A 22,623-nucleotide genomic window follows, 5' to 3' on the forward strand; every position below is an offset into this window, starting at 1 on the left:
TATATGAGTGTTCAGTTTTTATGGCCACTATCCAGGATCCGTTTGATCGACTGGCCTGCCGCTTCGATATGTTGTTTGAGCAGTACCACCGCCTCGTGCTTGCGCCGGGCGCGGCACAACTCCAGCAGTTGGGCGTGTTCACGCTCCGCCTTGTCCACGCCGTCGCTGGCAAACAGCAACTCGAAGCGGACATAGCGGTCACAGCTCAGATTTATCTGGGCGATCAGTTCAAGTGCCTGGGGGCGACCGGCTGCCTGATAGAGGGTGGCGTGAAAGCTGTGGTTCAACTCGGCCCAGTGCTCGATTTGGGTGCCTGATTCGAGCGCCTGATCAAACTGGGCAAGGATCGCCTCCGCTTGCGCGAAGGTGGCTTCCGTCATCTTGTCGACGGCGTGAAACAGGGTATCGGCTTCCAGCAGGGCTCGCAAATAAAAGAGCTCCTCGATGGCCGAAGTGTCCAGCATGGTGACCACTGCGCCGCGGTGGGCCTCGAACTTCACCAGCCCCTGGGCCTCCAGCTGCATCAAGGCTTCCCGCACCGGAATGCGGCTCACCGCCAGCTCCTTGGCGATGGCATCCTGACGCAGGGGGGCGCCGGCGGGGAATTCGCCACGCAGGATCCGGCCACGGAGGTTTTCCATCACCATCTGGGTTCGGGTCTTGTAGGGTGGGGTCATGGTCGGGTCACAGGGGAATCGTTACGAAATTGTATATTGTATAAAGTTGGGCTGAATCTAACGTGCAACCGCACACAAGGCAAGGTTTGGCGGGGATCAAACGCCGCTCTCTGGTTAAAAAAATACCGGTCAGCAGGGCTGACCGGTATGGATGTCGGTAAGAGAAGGGGGCTGGTGTTACAGCTGCGGACCCGCAGCAATCAGGCGCTTGCCCTCTTCGTTATCGGTGAAGCGCTCGAAGTTCTTGATGAAGCGCTGGGCCAGATCCTGGGCCTTGGCATCCCACTCTGCCTTATTGGCATAAGTGTCGCGCGGGTCGAGGATCGCCGGGTTCACGTCGTGCAGCGCGGTCGGCACTTCCAGATTGAAGATCGGCAGCACCTTGGTCTCGGCCTTCTCGATGGAGCCATCCAGGATGGCGTCGATGATGGCGCGGGTATCCTTGATGGAGATGCGTTTGCCGGTGCCGTTCCAGCCGGTGTTGACCAGATAGGCTTCTGCGCCGGCTGCTTCCATCCGTTTCACCAGTTCCTGGCCGTACTTGGTCGGGTGCAGACTGAGGAAGGCTGCGCCGAAGCAGGAGGAGAAGGTCGGCGTCGGTTCTGTGATGCCACGCTCGGTACCGGCCAGTTTGGCGGTGAAGCCGGACAGGAAGTGGTACTTGGTCTGCTCCTTGGTCAGCTTGGAGACAGGGGGCAGCACACCGAAGGCATCGGCAGTCAGGAAGATCACCTTGTTGGCATGACCCGCCTTGGAGATCGGCTTGACGATGTTCTCGATGTGATAGATGGGGTAGGAGACCCGGGTGTTCTCGGTCTTGGAGCCATCATCGAAGTCGATGGTGCCATCGGCGGCTACGGTCACGTTCTCCAGCAGCGCATCGCGACGGATGGCGTGGTATATGTCCGGCTCGGCTTCCTTGGAGAGCTTGATGGTCTTGGCGTAGCAACCCCCTTCGAAGTTGAACACGCCGTGGTCATCCCAACCGTGCTCGTCATCGCCGATAAGCGCACGCTTGGGATCGGTGGAAAGGGTGGTTTTGCCGGTGCCGGAGAGACCGAAGAAGACGGCGACGTCGCCGTCCTGACCCACGTTGGCGGAGCAGTGCATGGAGGCAATGCCGCGCAGGGGCAGGAAGTAGTTCATCATGGAGAACATGCCCTTCTTCATCTCGCCACCGTACCAGGTGCCACCGATGAGCTGCATCTTCTCGGTCATGTTGAAGGCGACGAAGTTCTCGGAGTTGAGACCCTGCTCCTTCCAGTTCGGGTTGGTGCACTTGGCCCCGTTCATCACCACGAAGTCAGGTTTGAAGGTTTTCAGCTCTTCATCGCTCGGGCGAATGAACATGTTTTTCACGAAGTGAGCCTGCCAGGCCACCTCTGTGATGATACGCACGGCCAGGCGGGTATCCGGGTTGGCGCCGCAGAAGCCATCGACCACAAACAGGCGTTTGCCGGAAAGTTGTGTGGTCACCAGGGATTTCAGATCTGACCACACTTCCGGGGTAATCGCTTTGTTATCGTTTTTGCCCTGATCAGACCACCACACAGTATTCTGGGTGGTGGCGTCTTTGACGATATATTTATCTTTCGGGGAACGGCCGGTGAAGATGCCGGTATTGACGTTGACGGCACCCAGCTCGGTCACCACGCCGCGCTCGAACCCTTCCAGGTCAGAACGTGTCTCTTCCGCGAAAAGCTGATCGTAAGAGGGGTTGCGAACGATTTCTTGGCTGTTTTTGATACCGTACTGGTCCAGTTCTAATTGTTGGGCCAGGGTGGGTTCTGCCACGATTGTCATTGTATTCTCCTGGGGTCAGAGGTGTGTAGGGCTCTATCTGGCGTTTATCCTATCACTTAGGTGGTAGGGTTTAGCGATCGCCATCAAACTTTATAAAATAGGGTGTTTTTTTGTTATTTAAGTTAAAGGCGGGTTTTGCCCGCCTTCAATTAGTGTAACTTGTTTGCATCATTATCGGGAGCCCTGCTGAACAGGGTTTCGACGTCGATCCCATCGAATTGGTACTGGGCGCCGCAATAATCACAATGCATGTCGATCTTGCCGAGCTCCTGCACCATCTCCATCACCTCTTCCTTTTCTATCTGCAACAGGGCTCCTTCGCAGCGTGCGCGGGAGCAGGTGCAGCGGAACTCGACCGCCTGCGGATCGAACACCCGCACCTTGTCCTGATGGTAGAGCCGGTAGAGGATCTCTTCGGCTTCCAGGCCGAACAGCTCTGCATCCTTGATGGTGGCGGTGAGCTGGGTCAGGTGATCAAAATCTGCGCTGTGATCCTCGCTCTGGGCGGGCAGTGCCTGCAGCAGTATGCCGGCGGCACGCGGTGCGCCTTCGTGGTAGCCGGTACGGATCCACAGTTTGGTGGCCAGCTGTTCCGACTGGGCAAAGTAGTGCTCCAGGCAGCCAGCCAGGGTGTCTGCGTCCAGCGCTATGATGCCTTGGTAGCGTTCACCCTGCTCCGGGGTGATGGTGATGATCAGCTGGCCTTCACCGATCAGGCTCTGCAGCTTGCCATCGTTTGGCAGCTCGCCCTCAAAACGGGCCACACCGCGCAGTTGCTGGTTGTTGTCACCGTTGATGACGGCGAGGCGCACCGGGCCATCGCCCTGCAACTGCACCGTGATGGAGCCTTCAAACTTGAGGGTGGCGGTCAGCAGGCTGGTGGCAACCAGCAGCTCACCCAGGAGTTTTTGCACCTGCACCGGGTAGTTCTGGGCTTCCACTACGTGGCGGTAGGTATGGTCCAGCTGGACCAGCTCACCCCGGACTTCGTACTCTTCAAACAGATAGCGATACAGGAGATCTTGGTTACTCATCATGCATTCCTGGGTTCTTAGGTGAGGTAAATAGATAAAAATATTATTAAACAGTTGGTTAGGAACTTATCCCGCCTCCTGTCGTCATAAAAGGGCCACGTTGGCGAGTCAGTATTGCTTGACCTTGATCAGCTGGCGTCGCTCTTGCTTGTCGGGGCGGCGCTCGGGGCTTGGGGCAAACTGGCTGTTGAAGCGGCGCGCCTCGCTGTTTTCGGCCCGTTTTTTCAGGCTGGCTGCTGTCTCTTCATAGAGCAGTTGGGCCAGCGGTGCGGACTTGCGCTGTTCGCTCACTTGCAGCACCCGCACCTCCCGTTCATCCTGGCCTTGCCAGACACGGATGAGGGCACCGGCTTCGACGGCCTTGCCCGGCTTGCTGCGCTGGCCGTTGTAGTGCACCTTGCCCCCTTCAATCTGATCGCGGGCCAGGCTGCGGGTTTTGTAAAAACGCGCCGCCCACAACCATTTGTCGAGGCGGACCTGGGTTGTGGTTTCTGCGGGATTCGGCATGAATCGACTCCGGGATGGCTGAAAGGGGAGCCTGATTATACCAGAGGCAGGCCTCGGGATAGAAACGGGGGGGCTTATGGTGTGACGCAATGTCAATTTTCGCAGCTTCATCCCATCCGGTCGGTTGTCTCTGGGTCCATTGCCGTACACAATAGCCAACCGATTTGGATGCCAGAATATATTGATAAACATGACGCTACCGTTCAGGGATGACTTGTTGAGCTCCCTTCTGGCCCGTTGCAAAACCGTGCCGCTCTCCCGTTTCAGCCAGCCTCTGTTCTGGCTTCTGCTGCTGTTGCTGGCCCACCAGTGTGCCGGTCTTACCTGGCGTCTGCTGGATCTCGGCAGCCAGCCAGCCAGCCAACCCTGGCAACCGGCCATGGTCTCCAGTCCGGGCCAGGGAACGGCCCGACTCGATCTCAGCGGTATCAGCCGGCTGGCGCTGTTTGGCAAGGCGAAGCAACAGGCCCAAGCGGCCGATGCTGTCGCCGCCGATGCTCCCAAGACTCAGCTCAACGCCCAGCTCAACGGTGTGCTGGCGAGTTCTGACCCGGCCAAATCCATCGCCATCATCGCCCACAACGGTGTGCAGAACTCCTATGGCATCGGTGATTTCATCGATGGCACCCAGGCCAAAATTCGTCAGGTGTTTGCCGATCGTGTCATCATAGAGCGGGACGGGCGGGACGAGACCCTGATGCTGGACGGGGAAGAGTACGGCAAGCCACTGCCCAAGGCGGGCAATCAGGATGACAAGCTCTCCTCGGTGCGCACCGAACTGCTGGGCAACCCCGGCAAGATCACCGATTACCTCAATATTTCCCCAGTACGGGTGGATGGTCGCATGGTCGGCTATCGCCTCAATCCGGGCAGCAATCCAGAGCTGTTCAATCAACTCGGTCTGGTCGCCAACGACATGGCGGTCAGCATCAATGGCCTCGATTTGCGGGATAACGCTCAGGCCATGCAGGCAATGCAGCAGGTGGCTGGCGCCACGGAAATGACCGTCACCGTCGAGCGGCAAGGACAGCTCTATGACGTTTATGTCGGCTTGTCAGAATAATGATTTGGAGTAGCACCAAGAATGATAAATAAAAGGAATGGCTGGCGTCTGGCCACGGTTGCGGCGGCGCTGATGATGGCAGGTTCTGCCTGGGCCACCGAGTATTCTGCCAGCTTCAAGAATGCCGACATCGAAGAGTTCATCAACACGGTCGGCAAGAACCTGAGCAAGACCATCATCATAGAGCCTTCGGTGCGCGGCAAGATCAACGTCCGCAGTTACGACCTGCTCAACGAGGAGCAGTACTACCAGTTCTTCCTGAGCGTGCTCGATGTCTATGGTTTCGCTGTGGTGCCTATGGATAACGGTGTGCTCAAGGTGGTGCGCTCCAAGGATGCCAAGACCTCTGCCATCCCTGTGGTGGATGAGACCAACCCGGGCATAGGTGACGAGATGGTGACCCGGGTGGTGCCGGTGCGTAACGTCTCGGTGCGCGAACTGGCTCCTCTGCTGCGTCAGCTCAATGACAACGCCGGTGGCGGCAACGTGGTCCATTACGATCCCTCCAATGTGCTGCTCATTACGGGCCGTGCCGCTGTGGTCAACCGTCTGGTGGAAGTGGTACGCCGGGTCGACAAGGCGGGCGATCAGGAAGTGGACATCATCAAGCTGAAATATGCCTCCGCCGGCGAGATGGTGCGGCTGGTGACCAACCTCAACAAGGATGGCAACAGTCAGGGCGGCAACACCTCCCTGCTGCTGGCCCCCAAGGTGGTGGCCGACGAGCGCACCAACTCGGTGGTGGTCAGTGGTGAACCCAAGGCGCGGGCCCGCATCATACAGATGGTGCGCCAGCTCGATCGGGATCTGCAGAGCCAGGGCAACACTCGGGTCTTCTACCTGAAATATGGCAAAGCCAAGGACATGGTGGAGGTGCTCAAAGGGGTCAGCTCCAGCATAGAAGCGGACAAGAAGGGGGGCGGCTCCACGGCCGGTGGCGGCAACGCCAGCATAGGGGGGGGCAAGTTGGCCATCTCCGCCGACGAGACCACCAATGCGCTGGTCATCACGGCCCAGCCGGATGTGATGGCCGAGCTGGAGCAGGTGGTTGCCAAGCTGGATATCCGCCGTGCCCAGGTGCTGGTGGAGGCGATCATCGTCGAAATTGCCGACGGTGACGGTCTCAACCTCGGGGTGCAGTGGGCCAATACCAACGGTGGTGGTACCCAGTTTACCAATGCCGGCCCAGGCATAGGTTCAGTGGCCATCGCCGCCAAGGATTACAAGGACAACGGTAACACCACGGGTATTGCCAAGTTGGCGGAGAATTTCAACGGCATGGCGGCCGGTTTCTACCAGGGTAACTGGGCCATGTTGGTGACGGCGCTCTCCACCAATACCAAGAGCGATATTCTCTCCACTCCGAGTATCGTCACCATGGACAACAAGGAAGCCTCCTTCAACGTCGGCCAGGAAGTGCCGGTGCAGACGGGCACCCAGAACTCCACCTCCGGTGACACCACCTTCAGCACCATAGAGCGCAAGACGGTGGGTACCAAGCTGGTGGTGACGCCGCAGATTAACGAAGGGGACTCTGTGCTGCTCACTATCGAGCAGGAGGTCTCCAGCGTGGGTAAACAAGCGACAGGAACGGACGGCCTGGGCCCCACCTTCGATACCCGCACCGTCAAGAACGCCGTGCTGGTGAAGAGTGGCGAAACCGTGGTGCTGGGCGGCCTGATGGATGAACAGACCAAGGAGGAGATCTCCAAGGTGCCTTTGCTGGGCGATATCCCTGTGCTGGGCTACCTGTTCCGCTCTACTTCCAACACCACGTCCAAGCGCAACCTGATGGTCTTTATCCGACCCACCATATTGCGCGATGCCAACGTCTACTCGGGAATATCCAGCAACAAGTACACCATGTTCCGGGCCGAGCAGCTGGAAGCGGCCGCGCAGGAGGGTTATCTCACCTCGCCCAAACGTCAGGTGCTGCCTGAATATGGCCAGGATGTGGCCCAGTCGCCCGAGGTACAGAAACAGATTGAGCTGATGAAGGCGCGCCAGCAGGCGACGGCCGACGGAGCGCAGCCGTTCGTGGGTAACAAGTAATGGCGGCATACCAGCTCGATAACACGAGTTTGCCGGCGACCCTGCCCGAGCTGCCGTTCGCCTTTGCCCGCAACTTCGGTGTCGTCCTGACCGAGCGGCAGGGGACCCCCTTGCTGCAGTGCCGTCCGGGGGTGGCGCCGCAAACCCTGCTGGAGGTGCGGCGGGTGGTGGGATGCGCCTTTGAGGTGGAGCAGCTCGGCAATGATGAGTTTGAAGAGTTGTTGATGGCGCACTACCAGCGCGACTCTTCCGAGGCGCGCCAGCTGATGGAAGATCTCGGCAACGAGATGGACTTCTTCGCCTTGGCGGAAGAGCTGCCCCAGAGCGAGGATCTGCTGGATGCCGATGATGACGCCCCCATTATTCGCCTCATCAACGCCATGTTGAGCGAGGCGATAAAAGAGGAGGCGTCTGACATCCATATCGAGACGTTCGAGCGGGTGCTGGTCATTCGTTTCCGCATCGATGGCGTGCTGCGGGAGATACTGCGCCCCCATCGCAAGCTGGCATCGCTTTTGGTATCGCGCATCAAGGTCATGTCGCGGATGGACATCGCCGAGAAGCGGGTGCCGCAGGATGGCCGCATCTCGCTGCGCATCGGTGGCCGGGCGGTGGACGTGCGGGTTTCCACCATGCCGTCCAGCTACGGCGAGCGGGTGGTATTGCGTCTGCTTGACAAGAACAACGTGCGCCTCGAGCTCAAGCAGCTTGGCATGACGCTTGCCAACCGTAACATCATCAGCGAACTCATTCGCAAACCCCACGGCATCATTCTGGTGACGGGCCCGACCGGTTCGGGCAAGTCCACCACCCTCTATGCGGCGCTCTCCGAGATAAACTCCCGGGATCGCAACATTCTCACGGTCGAGGATCCCATCGAATTCGACCTCGAAGGGGTGGGCCAGACCCAGGTCAACACCAAGGTGGACATGACCTTCGCCCGTGGCCTGCGCGCCATTTTGCGACAGGATCCGGACGTAGTGATGGTGGGGGAAATTCGCGACCTCGAGACCGCCCAGATAGCGGTGCAGGCGTCGCTCACCGGTCACCTCGTGATGTCGACCCTGCACACCAACACCGCCATCGGTGCCATCACCCGGATGCGGGACATGGGGATAGAGCCTTTCCTGCTCTCCTCGTCGCTCTTGGCAGTGCTGGCACAGCGGCTGGTGCGCACCCTCTGTCCGGATTGCCGCGCTCCGCGCCCGATCACGGAGCAGGAGCGCCTGGCCATGGGGATGGCGTTGGCACCGGATCAGCAGGTGTGGCGCCCGGTGGGCTGCGAGCAGTGCAACCACACCGGCTATCGCGGCCGGACTGGCATTCACGAGCTGGTGGTGATCGACGAGGCGGTGCGCGAGGCGATCCACAGCGCCAGCGGTGAACTCGCCATCGAGCGATTGATCCGGGACCATACCCCCAGCATACGCCGCGACGGTATCGACAAGGTGCTCAAGGGCCAGACCAGCCTGGAAGAAGTGCTGAGAGTGACCCGGGAAGATTGATGTGCGGTCAGGCAAGCGCGGCCGGACAGGCTCAGGAACACAATGCCTGATGGCAGCTAGCTGAATCGGGATAACGAGACGTCACAGTGTTAGGGCAGAGGAGCAAGAGTATTGTCAGCATTTGAATACAAAGCCCTCGACAGCAAGGGGCGCCAGAAGCAGGGGGTGACCGAGGGTGATTCGGCCCGTCAGGTGCGCCAGCAACTGCGTGAGCAGGGGCTGACCCCGCTCGAGGTGAACGAGACTACAGAGAAAGCAAAGCGGGAAGCGAATCGCTTCGTGCTGTTTCGCCGTGGCGCCTCCACCTCCGAACTGGCCCTCATCACCCGTCAGCTGGCGACCCTGGTGGGTGCCGGTCTCACCATCGAAGAGGCGCTGCGGGCGGTGGCCGAGCAGTGCGAGAAGGCTCACCTGCGCAGTCTGGTGGCAACCGTGCGCAGCAAGGTGGTAGAAGGTTACTCGCTGGCCGATTCGCTGGGGGCCTTCCCCCACGTGTTCGATCAGCTGTTTCGCTCCATGGTGGCGGCCGGTGAAAAATCGGGCCATCTGGAGAAGGTGCTAAACCGGCTCGCCGACTACACGGAGCAGCGCCAGCACATGCGTACCAAGCTGCTGCAGGCGATGATCTACCCCATAGTCCTCACCCTGGTGGCGGTCGGGGTCATCTCGATCCTGCTCACCGCCGTGGTGCCCAAGGTGGTGGCCCAGTTTGAACACATGGGCCAGCAACTGCCTGCGACGACCCGTTTCCTCATCGGCACCAGCGAGCTGATGCAGCATTACGGCCTCTGGTTCCTGCTGCTGCTGTTTATCAGCGGGTTTGTCTGGCGCTGGTGGCTGACCGACGAGAAGCGTCGCCGTCACTGGCATCAGGTGGTGCTGCGCCTGCCGGTCATTGGCCGGGTCAGCCGTGGTCTCAACACCGCCCGCTTCGCCCGTACCCTGAGCATACTCAACGCCAGCGCCGTGCCCCTGCTGGAGGGGATGAAGATCGCCGGTGAGGTGCTCTCCAATGATTTCGCCCGTACTCGCATCAGTGAGGCCACCGAGCGGGTGAGGGAGGGGACCAGCCTGCGCAAGGCGCTGGATGAAACCAAAATTTTCCCGCCCATGATGCTGCACATGATCGCCTCTGGTGAGCAGAGCGGCGAGCTCGACAGCATGCTGGAGCGGGCGGCGGACAACCAGGACAGGGAATTTGAAACCCAGGTGAATATCGCCCTTGGCGTGTTTGAGCCCCTGCTGGTGGTCTCCATGGCCGGGGTCGTGCTGTTTATCGTGATGTCGATTCTGCAGCCGATCCTTGAGCTCAACAACATGGTGAATCTGTAAGGTTCGGGTGTTCGAATACGCTTCGCTATTCGAACCTACAAATCCAATCGAACTCGCAGGTTCGATTAGCCGGCAGGCGTAATCGAACGATCGTGGTTTAACAGTTAATCGTTGATGGTTCATGCCATCTCATTTCGTTAGGGAGTAAGTCATGCAAAAGCGTCGTCAATCCGGTTTTACTCTGCTGGAAGTCATGGTGGTCATCGTGATCCTCGGGATCCTGGCCAGCCTGGTGGTGCCCAACCTGATGGGTAACAAAGAGAAGGCTGACCAGCAGAAAGCGGTCTCCGATATAGTGGCGCTGGAAAATGCCCTCGACATGTACAAGCTGGACAACAACCGTTACCCGACCACAGAGCAGGGCCTGGATGCCTTGGTCACCAAGCCGACCGCCGCCCCCGAGCCGCGTAGCTACCGTGACGGCGGTTACATCAAGCGCCTGCCGCAGGATCCCTGGGGCAACCCGTACCAGATGCTGAGCCCGGGCCAGTTTGGCAAGCTCGATATCTTCTCCATGGGGCTGGATGGCGAAGCCGGTACCGATGACGACATCGGCAACTGGAATCTGAAGGATTTCCAATAAGTGACTGATTGCGCTGCCATCAAGGTACTGTGGATGAGGCAGCCGTGAGGGGCTCGTCATCGCGTCATCGCCAAGCCGGTTTCACCCTGCTGGAGGTACTGCTGGTGGCCATGCTGATGGGGCTGGTGGCCACCGCCGTCACCCTCAGCATGGGAGGCGCCAGGGGCGATCGCGAGCTCGACAAGCAGGCGCGCCGCTTCATGGCGACCCTGCAACAGGCTCAGGAGTATTCGGTGATGGATGGCCGGCTAGTGGGGCTTCGCATCGAAGAGCATGGCTGGCAGTTCATGCAGCGCGGGGCCAAGGATCGAAAGTGGCAGGCGCTGACCGGCGACAAGATCCTGGGACAGGTACAACTGCCTGACACCATGCTGCTGGCCATCGAGCTCGAAGGGTTCAGCTGGCGGAGCGAGTCCGACGAGAAAACCGAGCAGGGTCGGGACGAGAAGGAGCGCACGCCCCAGGTGTTGATCTTCCCCGGTGGCGAGCTCAGCCCCTTCGTATTGACCCTGACCCAGCAGGATGAGGATGTGCGCTACCTGCGTACGGTCAAGGCAGATGAATTCGGCCGTTTGCAGCTGTTGCAAGATGGCGAGGAGGGGGCTGAATGAACATCGGCGGCGTGACGCTGTTGTTGAAGGCCGGGGTGATGGTGGTGCCGCTACCGGGTCCGGGTCGGCACTCCGGGTCGGGGGTGATCACATGAACGCCCGTGGCATGACCTTGCTGGAAGTGATGGTCGCGCTGGCGGTGTTTGCCATCGCGGGTCTGGCTGTGATGAAGGCCGCCAGCGAACACCTCTCTGCGCTCAATTATCTGGAAGAGAAGACGCTGGCAACCTGGGTGGCGGAAAACCAGTTGGTGCAGCAGAAACTCGACGCCAGGTGGCCCGGCGATAGCTGGGTGGAAGGGGACGAGAAGATGGCTGGGCAGACCTGGTATTGGCGCTATCGCGGCGTCGCCACCGCCGACAACAACTTCAAGGCACTGGATATGGAAGTGCGTACCGCGCCCAAGGCCGAGAGCCCTGTGGCCATGCTCCGGACCTATATCAGCCGATGACAACAGCCAAGGACCTATCCGCGACGCGAGCACACCCGTCTGGCTTCACTCAGCGGGAGAGATCGATGCGGACATCGTCATTACCCAGGCCGAGAGTGCGATATCGCGGCCGTCAGGACGGTTTTACTCTGCTGGAGATGCTGGTGGCCATCGCCATTTTCGCCAGCCTCAGCATGGGCGCCTATCAGGTACTGCAGGGGGTGCTCACCAGTGACGAGGTGTCCAAGAAGAAGGAGGCCCGTCTCTCCGAGTTGCAGCTGGCCTTTACCCTGATGGAGCGGGACATTACCCAGATGGTGCCCCGCAGCGGCCGTATCGACGGCGAGAACAACAAGGTGCTGCTGGCGGCATCCCGCTTCGGCCAGCAGAGCGACGATTGGGGCATGGCCTTCATTCGCGGTGGTTGGCTCAATCCGGATGGCATGCTGCCACGATCCGGTTTGCAGCGGGTCGGCTGGCGCCTCAAGGATCACACGCTGGAGCGGCTGAGCTACCTCTATCCGGATCCCGTGATCGGCACAGAGCCGCGCATCCAGCCCATGCTGGATCGGGTGACTGCGCTGCGGTTCTATTTTTACGACAAGGGTGTCTGGAAAGAGGAGTGGACCCAGCGCAACGTGCTGCCTTACGGCCTGGCGGTGGAGCTGGATCTGGAAGATTACGGCACAGTTCGCCGCCAGTTCCTCATCGGGGCCGGTGGCCAGCGAGCAGAAAATGGGAACTAAGCGGACAGGGGGCGGCAGCATGCACTCTTGCCGCCGTCAGGGTGGCATGGCCCTGCTGGTGGTACTGCTCATATTGTCGGTGATGGTGATCATCGCCAGCAACATGAGCGGTCGCCTGCAGCTGGAGCTGCGCCGTACCGGCAACCTTACCGCCGGCAAGCAGGCCTGGTGGTATGCCATGTCGGCGGAAGCCCTGGTGAGCAAGGTGCTGGCTCAGGATTTCAAGGATGACCCCAATGTGGTGAGCCTGGGTCAGAACTGGGCCAAGCAGGATGCTGTCTTCCCGGTGGATGACGGCAAGCTGACCGGCCGGGTACGGGATCTGCAATCCTGCTTCAACCTCAACAGCCTGAGCGTGCCCCTGAAAGAGGGGGAGAGCGGCGAGGACCTCGAGAAGCAGCCTTATCCGGTCAAGGTGTTTCGCGCCCTGCTCAAGCAGCTCGAGGTCGAGGATTACGAGGCGGTGCAGCTGACCGATGCCATCCGCGACTGGACCGACAAGGACACGGCGCTGGTCTCCAGCTACGGCGCCGAGGATGCCTATTACGAGGGGCTGACACCCCCTTATCTGACCGCGAACCAGTGGATGCTCAGCACGGACGAGCTGAGGGCGGTGCGGGGTGTGAGCGCCAAGTTGTATGCCCGGCTGGCGCCTTATGTCTGCGCCCTGCCGAGCGAGAAGCTGGTGGTGAACATCAACACCATCAAGCCGGAACAGGCGGCGCTGCTGGTGGCGCTCTATCTGGACAAGGTGGGGCTCGATGATGCCAAGCGGGTGCTGACCAGCCGCCCCCAGAAGGGGTGGAAGAACAAGAAAGAGATGACGGACCAGATGCCAGCGCAGGTGAGCGGCATCCTGGGGCTGGATGCGGCGCTGGACGTCAAGAGCAGCTACTTCGAGGCCAAATTGATCGCCGAGGTGGGTGATACCCGGGCCAGGCTGGAGAGCGTCTTTTTTCGTAGCAAGGACAACAAGCTGGTGATGCTGCGTCGCCTCAATGGCGGCGCCGAATGACAAACAGGTGTGGGGAGCGGCGACTGGCCGTACCCGCCCTGACCTCGTATTGGACAGCAGCCGAGGGCTGCGCTCCCGCCCATCCAGAGGGATGCGGACGGGAATGGCAGGAGAGATATTTGTGAGCGAGAGTCTGGTCATCCGTTTGGGGACCAATGCGCAGCAACCGGTCGAGTGGCTGGTGTGGTCGGCCAAGGAGGAGGAGATCATTGCCTCCGGCACCCTGGCCTCGGCCCATGCCCTGAGTGAGCTGCAGGAGCGCGCCGGTGGTCGCCCCGTGGTGACCCTGGTGCCGGGCAGCGATCTTATCTTCCGGCGGGTGAGCCTGCCGGGCAAATACAGTCGCCAGGCCGCCGCCGCCTTGCCCTACCTGCTGGAGGAGCAAATCGCATCCGATGTGGATGGACTGCATCTGGTGGTGCTGGGCCACGAGGGCCACGATGTGGACCTGATGGCGGTCGACAAGGAGAAGATGCAGATCTGGCTGGGTTGGTTGCAGGAGGCGGGCCTCAAGAGCCAGCAGCTGTTGCCGGACGTGCTGGCCTTGCCGCCCACCGCCGACGGCTGGTCTGCCCTGCAGCTTGGCAAGGAGTGGCTGCTGCGTCAGGGCCCCTGTCAGGGCATAGTGGCCGATGAATCGCTGCTGGCCATGTTGCTGGCGGCGGAGGCCGACCCCGTCACCATCCACAGCCATACTCCCTTGCCGGCGATCCCGGCGGCCAACTGGCTGGCGGCGGATCCCGAACTGCCCATGCTGCTGCTGGCCAAAGGGGCGCTGAACTGCCAGGCCAACCTGTTGCAGGGCCCCTACCGGCCGCAGACCGAATACTCCCGCTACTGGCTGCAGTGGCGCAAGGTGGCCGTGGTGGCCGGGCTCTTGCTGTTGGTGGCGTTGACCCAGCGCGGTGTGCATCTTTATCAGCTGACGGAGCAGGACAAGGCCCTCAAGGCCGAGATCCGGCAGGTCTACACCCGCATCTTCCCGGGGGAAAACCGCATCGTCAACGTGCGCAGCCAGATGGCACAGCATCTCAAGTTACTGGGACAGACCCCGCAGGATGGCGTGCTCTTGCTGCTGACCGAACTGGCTCCCACCTTTGCCGAGGTGCCGGGGCTCAAGCCACAGGTGTTGCGTTTCGACGCCGCGCGGGGCGAGTTGAGATTGCAGGTCACGGCACCCGGTTTCGCCGAGATAGAGCGCTTTCGCGAACTGGCGGGCAAGCGTTTCTCGGTGCAGCAGGGCGAGGTGCGCAGCACAGAGGGCAAGGTTGAAGGGACACTGGTGCTGAAGGGTAAATCATCATGATGGACAAATTACAAGGCTGGTGGCGCAGCATCAGTGCTCGCGAGCAGCGGTTGGTGGCCGTGGGTGGCAGCTGCCTGCTGATCGGGCTCTGCTACTGGATGGTCTGGCAACCCATCGACAACCGCATCGCCGAGCGCGAGCGGCAGGTGCTGAGCCAGCAACAGACGCTCGCTTGGCTGAAAGAGAAGGGGGAAGAGGTGCTGGCGATGCAGGGCGGTCAGGGCCGCCAGATCGACACCAGCGGAACCCTGGAAGGGGTGGTGAACCGCACCGCTTTCAACCAGAAGATCAAGATTGCCCGTCTGCAACCCCAGGGTCAGGAGCTGCAGGTGTGGATCGATACGGTTCAGTTCGATGATCTGCTGATCTGGCTGGCGACCCTGGCCGATCAGTATGGCGTACAGGTGCAGGTCATCGAGGTGGCCCGCGAGAATCTGGCGCCGGGTCTGGTCAAGGTCAGACGCTTGCAGCTGAGTCGTCCCCAATGACAGCAAGCGGGCTGAGCGCCGTCCGGTTTCCGGCATCTCGTCCCGGTGTGGTACCGGGCCTGGCCAAGGCCAGATATTTGCAATCGAGTCGTTTTCTATGAAGCAAAAAGTACTGATCGCTGCCCTCTTCCTGGTGGCCTATCTCGGTTTTCTGCTGGTGAAACTGCCAGCCACCCTGGTGGTTCGCCATCTGCCGCTGCCACCCAACCAGGTGCAGCTGGAAGGGGTGAGCGGCACCCTCTGGAGCGGCCAGGTCGCCCGGCTGCAATACGCCAGTGAGTCGCTGACCCAACTGCGCTGGGAGCTCAACGGCTGGTCGTTGCTGCGCTTTGCCCCCGAGGTTTCCCTGCGTTTTGGCGATCGCAGCGGTCTCAACGGCCAGGGTGTGGTTGGATGGAACGGCGCCGCCTTTGGTCGTGATATCACCCTCAACGTGCCAGCGCCCTGGGTGCTGGAGCGGGTGCCCGTGCAGCTGCCTTTCCCGCTGACGGTGGCGGGTCAGCTGCAGCTCAAGGTCGATCAATTTGCCCAGGGCAATCCCTGGTGTGACAACCTCTACGGCAGCCTTCACTGGTATGGTGCCTATGCCGATACTCCGGCCGGCAAGCTGCCGCTGGGGGATCCCGAGCTCAAGCTGACCTGCATTGACTCCCGACTGGTGGCCGAGCTCAAGCAGGGCTCGGAGGCGGTCCAGGTACAGGGCAAGCTGGAGCTGCAGCCCAATCGCCAGTACCTGTTCCAGGGCACCCTCAAACCGGGTCCCGAGCTGCCGGAGCAGATGAAGCAGGGGCTGCCCTTCCTCGGTCAGCCCGATGGTCAGGGGCGCTTTCCGCTGCGCTATCAGGGGCGCATCTGACGACATCGTCTGCCGGTCTGGAAAAGGATAAATACGACCCCGCGTTGGCGGGGTCGTGTCGTTATGGGGTCCCAGTCTCACCGCTTGGCGCCGTGATGAGATGGTTCAGAAAGAAGCTGAACAGCTCGGCGCGTGAGCCGAGGCGCAGCTTGCCGTAGAGGTGTTTGCGGTGATTCTTTACTGTGCCGCTGCCAATGCCGAGCTCGGCGGCGATCGCCTCGGTATCCAGCCCCTGCAACAGCAGACCTGCCACCTGCCGCTCCCGGCGGGTGAGTCGATCCCCGCCCACGCTGGCGATGGCCTGTGCCACCGCCGCCTTCAGGCTGGCACTGTCAGGCAGCGCCGTGCTCTGGGCCAGCAGCGGCGGGCTCTGCTGCCACTGCTGACGACACAGCGAATGTACCAGCGGAAACAGCTGCTCCAGCCTCGCCAGCTCGCTCTGGCTCAGGGTGCTGCGCTTGTCGAGGCGGCCGAGAAACAGCATGAGCGTGAGCCCGTCCCGCACCGGCAGGATCAGCCCCACCTCCTCCTGCCAGCCGGTGGCCTGATAGAAGTGGTGGCGATATTCGGGATCGAGCCGCCCTTGGGAGACCTGCGCCAGGGTCCAGACGCCGGCAGGCAAGCCCTGTTCCAGCGCCTGCATAAAGGGATCCTGACTGAAGTGGCTGGTGAGGTAGCGATCAAACAGCAGGGCCCGCTGATGGTTGAGGTTGTCGTAGAGGTAGACGGGTCGCTGCCCCACCCCGAGCAGCAGGGCGCAATCAAACGCCACCTGCTGCTGGATCAGGCGCACCAGCGCCGCCGCAAAGGCACGGCTGTGCAGGGCATCGACCACCTCGGTCATGCTGCGGGTCAGGGTATCTGTGGCGAATGGCTGGGTCATGGTTGTTGAGTCATGCGAGTGGGTTCACGGTGGCGGGGAGCAGCTCCCCACTATGGCTGGATGCTAGCACGAGAGTGGCAAAACTGTCCCCGAGGGGACATATCCGCCACCGGCCAGAACGGCGAGGATGACGGCTTTTCCCCTGCTGTTGGAGCACCCATGATCAACCCCCACCTGCTCGATGAGCTGACCGAGCGCGGCCTTGTGGCCCAGAATTCCGATCCGGCGGCCCTGGCCGATCATCTTGCCACCCCGCGCACCGTCTATTGCGGGTTCGATCCCACCGCTGGCAGCCTGCATATCGGTCATCTGGTGCCGCTCTTGATGCTGCGCCGCTTCCAGTTGGCGGGCCACACCCCGGTGGCGCTGGTGGGCGGCGCCACCGGTCTTATCGGTGATCCCAGCTTCAAGGCGACCGAGCGCAGCCTCAACAGTAGCGATACTGTGCTGGGTTGGGTCGCCAGCCTGTCGGCCCAGATCAAGGCACTGCTGCCCGCAGATGAGGGCCTGTCGGCCCCGCAACTGGTCAACAATGGCGACTGGATGGGACAGATGTCCGCCCTCGATTTTCTGCGGGATATCGGCAAGCACTTCTCGGTCAATGCCATGCTGGCGCGAGAGTCGGTGCGCCAGCGGCTGGCCCGCCCGGATCAGGGCATCTCGTTCACCGAGTTCTCCTACGCCCTGCTGCAATCCCATGATTTTGCGGTGCTGCACCAGCGGCTCGGCTGCACCCTGCAGATTGGCGGCAACGATCAGTGGGGCAATATCACCAGCGGCATGGATCTCACCCGTCGCCTCCATCAGGCGCAGGTGTATGGCATGACGTTGCCGCTTATCACCAAGGCGGACGGCACCAAGTTCGGCAAGACAGAGGGCGGGGCCGTCTGGCTCGATCCGGCGCTCACCTCGCCCTACGCCTTCTACCAGTTCTGGCTCGGCACCGCAGATGAGGATGTCTACCGCTTCCTGCGTTACTACAGCGTTATGTCGTTGGCCGAGATTGCCGAGCTGGAGGCGGAAGATGCCCAGCGACAGGGGCGCAAGCAGGCGCAGCAGGTCTTGGCGGACGAGCTGACCGAACTGGTGCACGGCAAGGCGGCGCTGGCGGCGGTGCAGCGCATCAGCGAGCTGCTGTTCAGTGGCGACGTGGCCCGCCTCGGCGAGAGCGATCTCGCCCAGCTGGCGCAGGACGGCATGCCGAGCAGCACCGTCAGCGGCGAGACGGATCTGGTCAGCCTGCTGGTCAGCTGCGCTCTGGCTAACTCCAAGCGCATCGCCCGCGAACTGCTGACGGCGGGGGCCATCAGTCTCAATGGCGCCATCAAGCAGGATGAGCAGCTGAATGCTGCGGATCGGCTGTTTGGCCGCTACCTGCTGCTGCGCCGGGGCAAGAAGCAGTACCGGCTGGTGGCGTGGGTGGGCTAGCCTGCCGCGCCATATCAACGAGCAAGGGCTGCCCGGGCAGCCCTTTCCATTGTGCGCCTCGGCCTGTCAGCCGCTCGGTATGCAGGGGAGGGCGGTCAATGGTTTCCCCGTCTCTACCCCAACAGCCGAATCACGCTGTCAGCGGCAGCCATTCTGCATAGTCACGGAATACATCGGGGAAGGCGGTGAATTCTGCCCCCGTGCTGGTATCAAGTAGTCAGCGGCAGCCATTCTGCATAGTCACGGAATAGATCGAGGAAGGCGGTGAATTCTGCCCCCCTATCGGTATCAAGTAGTCAGCGGCAGCAGTTCGGCATAGTCACGGATCGCCGGGAAGGCCGTAATACTCTGCTCGGGCTGGCGACTGTCCGGGTTCTGGATGGCGAGCTGATAGCCAATGCCGTAGTCGGCGGCGGCCCGCAGGATCCGCTCGCTGTCATCCACAAACAGGGTACGGGCGGGATCGAACGCCAGCCGCTCGGCCAGCGCCTGCCAGCAGTGCTGGCTCTCCTTTGACCAACCCAGCTCGTGGGTACTCACCATCAGATCCAGATGACCGGCAAGCCCGAGCTGCGCATCCTTGACCGACAGGCTGGCGGGATGGGCGTTGGTAAAGAGCACCAACTGCTTGCCCGCGGCGCGCAGCTCGGCCAGGAAGGGGATGGCGTTGGGCCGCCACCGGATCTTCTCCAGCAGCTCCTGCTTGAGGGCGCGAATGTCCAGCCCCAGGGTCTGGCTCCAGTAATCCACACAGTACCAGTCGAGGGTGCCGCTGACGGCGTGATAGTGCAGATCGATCTGCTCTTTGGCTGCCACTGCTGGCAAGCCGAGTCGCTCGGCGTAACGCGCCGGTACCAGCTGCTGCCAGAGGTAGTTGTCAAAATGAAGGTCGATCAGGGTGCCATCCATATCGAGCAACACGGTATCTATCTGGTGCCAGGGTAAGGTGTTCGACATGCAGCCTCTTGCTCTTGGTGTCGCGAAAACGTCGCGGGAAAAAAGGAGCGGCAGTATAGCGGATTTTTCCTCCCCCTTTGCCATCCCTGTCCCGTGGTGTTCAGTGTGAGAGTCGTTTACTCTTGAAGCACTATTTTTTAACGAGCAGCCAGCGCCCGATGAGTGACCACCACAAGAGCAAGCCCGAATACCTCAGTGTCGAGAACATGGCGCATGACAAGAGCAAGCCGGAGATCCTCAAGGCCGAAATCGTGGCCGAGAGCCGGCTGTTCAAGGTGGAATCCCTGCATCTTAAATTCAGCAATGGGGAGGAGCGGGTCTACGAGCGGATGCGCGGTGGCAACCGGGGCGCCGTCATGGTGGTGCCCTTGTTTGATGCCCACACCCTGTTGCTGGTGCGCGAATACGCGGCGGGTACTCACTCCTACGAGCTGGGTTTCCCCAAGGGGCTGATCGACCCGGGCGAGAATGCCTTTGAGGCGGGCAACCGGGAGCTGATGGAAGAGGCGGGCTTCGGTGCCAACAGCCTGATCCCCCTCAAGCAGGTGTCGCTGGCGCCGGGTTACTTCTCCAGCCGGATGGACATACTGCTGGCGCGGGATCTCTTCCCGGAGCTGCGGGTCGGTGATGAGCCCGAGCCCCTCGAGGTGATCCCCTGGCCACTCAACCGTATCGATGAATTGCTGGCACGACCCGACTTCAGTGAGTCGCGCAGCATCAGTGCCCTGTTGCTGGCCCAGAAGTGGCTGGCGGAGCAGGAAAACTAGCCCAAGCGTGGGCGAAGGCAATAAATAAAAACAGAGGATAACAAGATGCAGGAGTTGTTGGCCTGGGTGCCAGGGGTCAAGGAGATCGCCCGCGAAGCGGGGCGTATCCTTCACGAAATCTATCACGGCGGTCAGTTCGAGCGTCAGCTGAAGGAGGATGCGACCCCGGTCACCAGTGCCGATCTTGCTGCCGATGCCTACCTCAAACAGGCGCTGTCGGCGCTCACTCCCCATGTGCCCGTGTTGACCGAAGAGGCGGCGGATGTCCCCTTCAGTCAGCGATCCAACTGGCGGCAGTATTGGCTGGTGGATCCCCTCGACGGCACGGGGGAGTTCATCGCCGGCAGCGGCGACTTCGCCACCCTGATCGCGTTGGTGCGGGACCATGTGCCTGTGCTCGGTGTCATCTACGCTCCCGAGTCCGATGTGCTCTACTGGGCGGTGCGTGGCCACGGCGCCTTCAAGGAGGTGAATGGCGAAACCTTGCCCATCAGCGCCATGCAGCACGAACACAACCAGCCCGATTCGCTGGTGGTGGCCATCAGCCGTCGCCAGAAGCTGGAGACCCTGACCCGTCGCCTCAATCCTGCCATCAACTACGAGCTGATCCCGCTCGGTTCCAGCTCCCTCAAGTCCTGCCTGGTGGCAGAAGGGGCGGCCGACTGCTACGTGCGGCTCGGTCCCACTGGCGAGTGGGACACCGCCGCTGCCCAGTGCATCGTCGAGGCGGCGGGTGGTCGCATCCTCAGCCTGACGCTGCAGCCGCTCAGTTACAACGAAACCGAGTCGCTGGAGAACCCGGACTTCATCGTGATGGGGGACCCGGATCTCGCTTGGGGCAAGATCCTGGCTCGTCCGGCGGGTTGATCATCTGTCGCCAGACGACACAAACAGGCGGCCTCATGGCCGCCTGTTTGTTTGGTGTGATCCGCTAGTTTCATCGCAGATGAGCAGGGATATCCGCTGGCAAAGTACGAGAATGACAGTGGATGATCACGAGCGTTCAGCGGTAATTGGCATTTTTTCAGGTAATTCTGAAAACGCTCTGTTGTCCAAAATAAAAAAGTAAGTATGAATGAAAATTTGGTTTTATATTTCGCCATGTTTGGTTTGTGCAGTTTTACCAGGTTATGTGCCCCCGATTGGATTCCCAATCTCACTGGCTAAGGCCAGTAATGGCAGTGATATGTTTCAGTCTCGCTTTTTGAGAATTAAATCCTAATAAACCACAATAGGAACAGATTAAAATACTGACAAAATGTGGATTGGTAATGAGTTTATCTGTAGATGTCGTAAAGGATTTGTCCGCTTCCCAGCCCGCCGTTGCCAGCGCCACCCGTTGGCGCCGTCACGACACCCACTGGGTCATCAGCCTGTTTGGCACCGCCGTTGGCGCCGGCATCCTGTTTCTGCCCATCAATCTGGGTCTGGGCGGGATCTGGCCCCTGGTCATAGTGGCTGTGCTGGCCGGTCCCATGACCTTCCTGGCCCACCGCGGGCTGGCGCGCTTCGTGCTCTCCTCGTCACGCCCTCACGCCGACTTCACCGAGGTGGCCGAGGAGCACTTCGGCAAGATGGCTGGCCGTCTCATCTCGGCGCTCTATTTCCTCTCCATCTTCCCGATCCTGCTCATCTACGGGGTTGGGCTGACCAACACGGTGGAGAGCTTCATGGTCAACCAGCTCGGTATGGCAACCCCGAACCGGGTGATGCTCTCCGGCCTGCTGGTGTTTGCCATGATTGCCGTGATGCTGGCAGGGGAGAAGGCAATGTTGCGGGTGTTTGCCTTCATGGTCTATCCGCTGGCGGCCATTCTGGCGGCACTCTCTTGCTACCTGATCCCCCAGTGGCAGTGGCCGGAAGTGACCGCGTTTGAAGGGGTCAGCTTCCTCAACACCGTCTGGTTGGCGCTGCCAGTGACTGTGTTTGCCTTCAGCCACGCTGCCGCCATCTCCGGCTTTGCCAACGTGCAGCGGCGTGAATATGGCGAGCAGGCCGAAGCCAAGAGCGGCCTGATCCTGCGCAACACCACAGTAATGCTGGTGGGCTTCGTGCTGTTCTTCGTCTTCTCCTGCGTGCTGAGCCTCTCGCCAGCCCAGCTGGCTGAGGCCAAGGCCCAGAACGTCTCTGTGCTCTCTTACCTCGCCAACATCACCGACAACCCGGTTATCGTGACCCTGGGGCCGCTCATCGCCTTTATCGCCATTAGCTCCTCCTTCCTCGGCCACTTCCTCGGTGCCCGCGAAAGCCTCAAAAGCCTGATCGCCAAGCCCACTGGCCTGCCGCAGGCCAAGGCGGACAAGCTGGGCATCGCCCTGATGTTCTTCGCCATCTGGGGCGCCGCCGTGATCAACCCGGGCATTTTGGGACTGATGGAGACCCTCTCCGGCCCGGTCATCGCCATGATCCTGTTCATCATGCCGGTGATTGCGATCTACAAGGTGGAGGCGCTGGCCCGCTTCCGTCACGGCTGGACCAACGGCTTTATCCTGCTGACCGGGTCGCTTGCGGTCTCGGCGCTGATCTTCAGCCTGTTGAAGTAACAGCGAGCTGCGGCAAAAAATGAGAGAGGCGACCCCG

The 22,623-nt window shown here is 61.0% G+C and carries 22 protein-coding genes; 16 read left to right on the top strand and 6 right to left on the bottom strand.

Annotation, left to right across the window (positions count from 1 at the left end):
- Positions 1–11 precede the first annotated feature (11 nt).
- The 4 genes from BN1129_RS19100 to hslR all read right to left on the bottom strand — a co-directional run bounded on the left by BN1129_RS19100 (position 12) and on the right by hslR (position 4,021).
- Positions 12–677, bottom strand: coding sequence for a GntR family transcriptional regulator (locus tag BN1129_RS19100; protein WP_042038681.1), 666 nt, complete (start codon positions 675–677; stop codon positions 12–14).
- 177 nt (positions 678–854) lie between these two features.
- Complete coding sequence (gene pckA, locus BN1129_RS19105) at positions 855–2,480, bottom strand: phosphoenolpyruvate carboxykinase (ATP) (RefSeq protein ID WP_042038682.1); 1,626 nt, start codon at positions 2,478–2,480, stop codon at positions 855–857.
- A 149-nt stretch (positions 2,481–2,629) separates the two neighbouring features.
- On the bottom strand, positions 2,630–3,514 hold the full coding sequence (hslO, locus tag BN1129_RS19110; protein WP_042038683.1) for an Hsp33 family molecular chaperone HslO: 885 nt from the start codon (positions 3,512–3,514) through the stop codon (positions 2,630–2,632).
- 108 nt (positions 3,515–3,622) lie between these two features.
- Entirely contained in the window at positions 3,623–4,021 is a 399-nt protein-coding gene (hslR, locus tag BN1129_RS19115; RefSeq protein ID WP_042038685.1) for a ribosome-associated heat shock protein Hsp15, read from the bottom strand.
- A 214-nt stretch (positions 4,022–4,235) separates the two neighbouring features.
- Here hslR and exeC point away from each other — a divergent pair, with 214 nt between their 5' ends.
- The 12 genes from exeC (at position 4,236) to exeN (ending at position 16,008) form a co-directional block, all read left to right on the top strand.
- Positions 4,236–5,084 carry a GspC family type II secretion system variant ExeC gene (exeC, locus tag BN1129_RS19120; protein ID WP_280136045.1) on the top strand — a complete coding sequence of 283 codons (849 nt, stop codon included), beginning with the start codon at positions 4,236–4,238 and terminating at the stop codon, positions 5,082–5,084.
- A gap of 21 nt (positions 5,085–5,105) precedes the next feature.
- On the top strand, positions 5,106–7,136 hold the full coding sequence (exeD, locus tag BN1129_RS19125; protein ID WP_042038688.1) for a GspD family T2SS secretin variant ExeD: 2,031 nt from the start codon (positions 5,106–5,108) through the stop codon (positions 7,134–7,136).
- Positions 7,136–8,641 carry a GspE family T2SS ATPase variant ExeE gene (gene exeE / locus BN1129_RS19130; protein ID WP_042038689.1) on the top strand — a complete coding sequence of 502 codons (1,506 nt, stop codon included), beginning with the start codon at positions 7,136–7,138 and terminating at the stop codon, positions 8,639–8,641. The genes exeD and exeE overlap by 1 nt, the downstream gene beginning before the upstream one ends.
- Positions 8,642–8,752: 111 nt before the next feature.
- Entirely contained in the window at positions 8,753–9,973 is a 1,221-nt protein-coding gene (exeF, locus tag BN1129_RS19135) for a GspF family T2SS innner membrane protein variant ExeF (protein ID WP_042038690.1), read from the top strand.
- A 151-nt stretch (positions 9,974–10,124) separates the two neighbouring features.
- The gene (gene exeG, locus BN1129_RS19140; protein ID WP_042038692.1) at positions 10,125–10,556 is read left to right on the top strand and encodes a GspG family T2SS major pseudopilin variant ExeG; all 432 of its coding nucleotides are present in this window, start codon (positions 10,125–10,127) and stop codon (positions 10,554–10,556) included.
- Positions 10,557–10,600: 44 nt separating this feature from the next.
- Positions 10,601–11,167 (top strand): GspH family T2SS minor pseudopilin variant ExeH, encoded by a 567-nt coding sequence (gene exeH, locus BN1129_RS19145; protein WP_042038922.1) that lies wholly within the window; start codon positions 10,601–10,603, stop codon positions 11,165–11,167.
- Positions 11,168–11,258: 91 nt separating this feature from the next.
- The gene (exeI, locus tag BN1129_RS19150; RefSeq protein ID WP_042038694.1) at positions 11,259–11,618 is read left to right on the top strand and encodes a GspI family T2SS minor pseudopilin variant ExeI; all 360 of its coding nucleotides are present in this window, start codon (positions 11,259–11,261) and stop codon (positions 11,616–11,618) included.
- Positions 11,619–11,683: 65 nt separating this feature from the next.
- On the top strand, positions 11,684–12,343 hold the full coding sequence (gene exeJ / locus BN1129_RS19155; RefSeq protein ID WP_042038696.1) for a GspJ family T2SS minor pseudopilin variant ExeJ: 660 nt from the start codon (positions 11,684–11,686) through the stop codon (positions 12,341–12,343).
- Positions 12,333–13,358, top strand: a complete 1,026-nt coding sequence (gene exeK, locus BN1129_RS19160; protein ID WP_042038697.1) for a GspK family T2SS minor pseudopilin variant ExeK — start codon at positions 12,333–12,335, stop codon at positions 13,356–13,358. Before exeJ ends, exeK begins: the two co-directional genes overlap by 11 nt.
- A 121-nt stretch (positions 13,359–13,479) precedes the next feature.
- A complete protein-coding gene (gene exeL, locus BN1129_RS19165; protein WP_157013482.1) occupies positions 13,480–14,664 on the top strand; it encodes a GspL family type II secretion system protein ExeL in 1,185 nt (394 codons plus the stop codon).
- Complete coding sequence (gene exeM / locus BN1129_RS19170; protein WP_042038700.1) at positions 14,661–15,152, top strand: GspM family type II secretion system protein ExeM; 492 nt, start codon at positions 14,661–14,663, stop codon at positions 15,150–15,152. Before exeL ends, exeM begins: the two co-directional genes overlap by 4 nt.
- Positions 15,153–15,249: 97 nt before the next feature.
- A complete protein-coding gene (gene exeN, locus BN1129_RS19175) occupies positions 15,250–16,008 on the top strand; it encodes a GspN family type II secretion system protein ExeN (protein ID WP_042038701.1) in 759 nt (252 codons plus the stop codon).
- 61 nt (positions 16,009–16,069) lie between these two features.
- Here the strand turns inward: exeN and BN1129_RS19180 are convergent, their stop codons facing one another.
- On the bottom strand, positions 16,070–16,891 hold the full coding sequence (locus BN1129_RS19180; protein ID WP_042038702.1) for a helix-turn-helix domain-containing protein: 822 nt from the start codon (positions 16,889–16,891) through the stop codon (positions 16,070–16,072).
- A gap of 159 nt (positions 16,892–17,050) precedes the next feature.
- Between BN1129_RS19180 and tyrS the strand changes: the two genes are divergently transcribed.
- Positions 17,051–18,319 carry a tyrosine--tRNA ligase gene (gene tyrS, locus BN1129_RS19185; protein ID WP_042038704.1) on the top strand — a complete coding sequence of 423 codons (1,269 nt, stop codon included), beginning with the start codon at positions 17,051–17,053 and terminating at the stop codon, positions 18,317–18,319.
- Between the two features lie 288 nt (positions 18,320–18,607).
- On the opposite strand, the gene yrfG is transcribed toward tyrS, so the two are convergent.
- Complete coding sequence (gene yrfG / locus BN1129_RS19190; protein WP_042038705.1) at positions 18,608–19,276, bottom strand: GMP/IMP nucleotidase; 669 nt, start codon at positions 19,274–19,276, stop codon at positions 18,608–18,610.
- A gap of 158 nt (positions 19,277–19,434) precedes the next feature.
- Here yrfG and nudE point away from each other — a divergent pair, with 158 nt between their 5' ends.
- The 3 genes from nudE (at position 19,435) to BN1129_RS19205 (ending at position 22,586) form a co-directional block, all read left to right on the top strand.
- On the top strand, positions 19,435–20,043 hold the full coding sequence (gene nudE / locus BN1129_RS19195; RefSeq protein WP_042038707.1) for an ADP compounds hydrolase NudE: 609 nt from the start codon (positions 19,435–19,437) through the stop codon (positions 20,041–20,043).
- A 45-nt stretch (positions 20,044–20,088) separates the two neighbouring features.
- Entirely contained in the window at positions 20,089–20,910 is an 822-nt protein-coding gene (gene cysQ, locus BN1129_RS19200; RefSeq protein ID WP_042038708.1) for a 3'(2'),5'-bisphosphate nucleotidase CysQ, read from the top strand.
- 404 nt (positions 20,911–21,314) lie between these two features.
- Positions 21,315–22,586 carry an aromatic amino acid transport family protein gene (locus BN1129_RS19205; protein ID WP_042038709.1) on the top strand — a complete coding sequence of 424 codons (1,272 nt, stop codon included), beginning with the start codon at positions 21,315–21,317 and terminating at the stop codon, positions 22,584–22,586.
- Positions 22,587–22,623: the final 37 nt, after the last annotated feature.

The sequence above is a fragment of the Aeromonas popoffii genome, from assembly GCF_000820025.1.
Classification (GTDB): domain Bacteria; phylum Pseudomonadota; class Gammaproteobacteria; order Enterobacterales; family Aeromonadaceae; genus Aeromonas; species Aeromonas popoffii.

Coding starts and splice junctions, on each gene's coding strand:
- BN1129_RS19100 (WP_042038681.1), bottom strand. CDS start 677: ATGACCCCACCCTACAAGACCCGAACCCAGATGGTGATGGAAAACCTC.
- pckA (WP_042038682.1), bottom strand. CDS start 2,480: ATGACAATCGTGGCAGAACCCACCCTGGCCCAACAATTAGAACTGGAC.
- hslO (WP_042038683.1), bottom strand. CDS start 3,514: ATGAGTAACCAAGATCTCCTGTATCGCTATCTGTTTGAAGAGTACGAA.
- hslR (WP_042038685.1), bottom strand. CDS start 4,021: ATGCCGAATCCCGCAGAAACCACAACCCAGGTCCGCCTCGACAAATGG.
- exeD (WP_042038688.1), top strand. CDS start 5,106: ATGATAAATAAAAGGAATGGCTGGCGTCTGGCCACGGTTGCGGCGGCG.
- exeE (WP_042038689.1), top strand. CDS start 7,136: ATGGCGGCATACCAGCTCGATAACACGAGTTTGCCGGCGACCCTGCCC.
- exeG (WP_042038692.1), top strand. CDS start 10,125: ATGCAAAAGCGTCGTCAATCCGGTTTTACTCTGCTGGAAGTCATGGTG.
- exeI (WP_042038694.1), top strand. CDS start 11,259: ATGAACGCCCGTGGCATGACCTTGCTGGAAGTGATGGTCGCGCTGGCG.
- exeJ (WP_042038696.1), top strand. CDS start 11,684: ATGCGGACATCGTCATTACCCAGGCCGAGAGTGCGATATCGCGGCCGT.
- exeK (WP_042038697.1), top strand. CDS start 12,333: ATGGGAACTAAGCGGACAGGGGGCGGCAGCATGCACTCTTGCCGCCGT.
- exeM (WP_042038700.1), top strand. CDS start 14,661: ATGATGGACAAATTACAAGGCTGGTGGCGCAGCATCAGTGCTCGCGAG.
- exeN (WP_042038701.1), top strand. CDS start 15,250: ATGAAGCAAAAAGTACTGATCGCTGCCCTCTTCCTGGTGGCCTATCTC.
- BN1129_RS19180 (WP_042038702.1), bottom strand. CDS start 16,891: ATGACCCAGCCATTCGCCACAGATACCCTGACCCGCAGCATGACCGAG.
- tyrS (WP_042038704.1), top strand. CDS start 17,051: ATGATCAACCCCCACCTGCTCGATGAGCTGACCGAGCGCGGCCTTGTG.
- yrfG (WP_042038705.1), bottom strand. CDS start 19,276: ATGTCGAACACCTTACCCTGGCACCAGATAGATACCGTGTTGCTCGAT.
- nudE (WP_042038707.1), top strand. CDS start 19,435: ATGAGTGACCACCACAAGAGCAAGCCCGAATACCTCAGTGTCGAGAAC.
- cysQ (WP_042038708.1), top strand. CDS start 20,089: ATGCAGGAGTTGTTGGCCTGGGTGCCAGGGGTCAAGGAGATCGCCCGC.
- BN1129_RS19205 (WP_042038709.1), top strand. CDS start 21,315: ATGAGTTTATCTGTAGATGTCGTAAAGGATTTGTCCGCTTCCCAGCCC.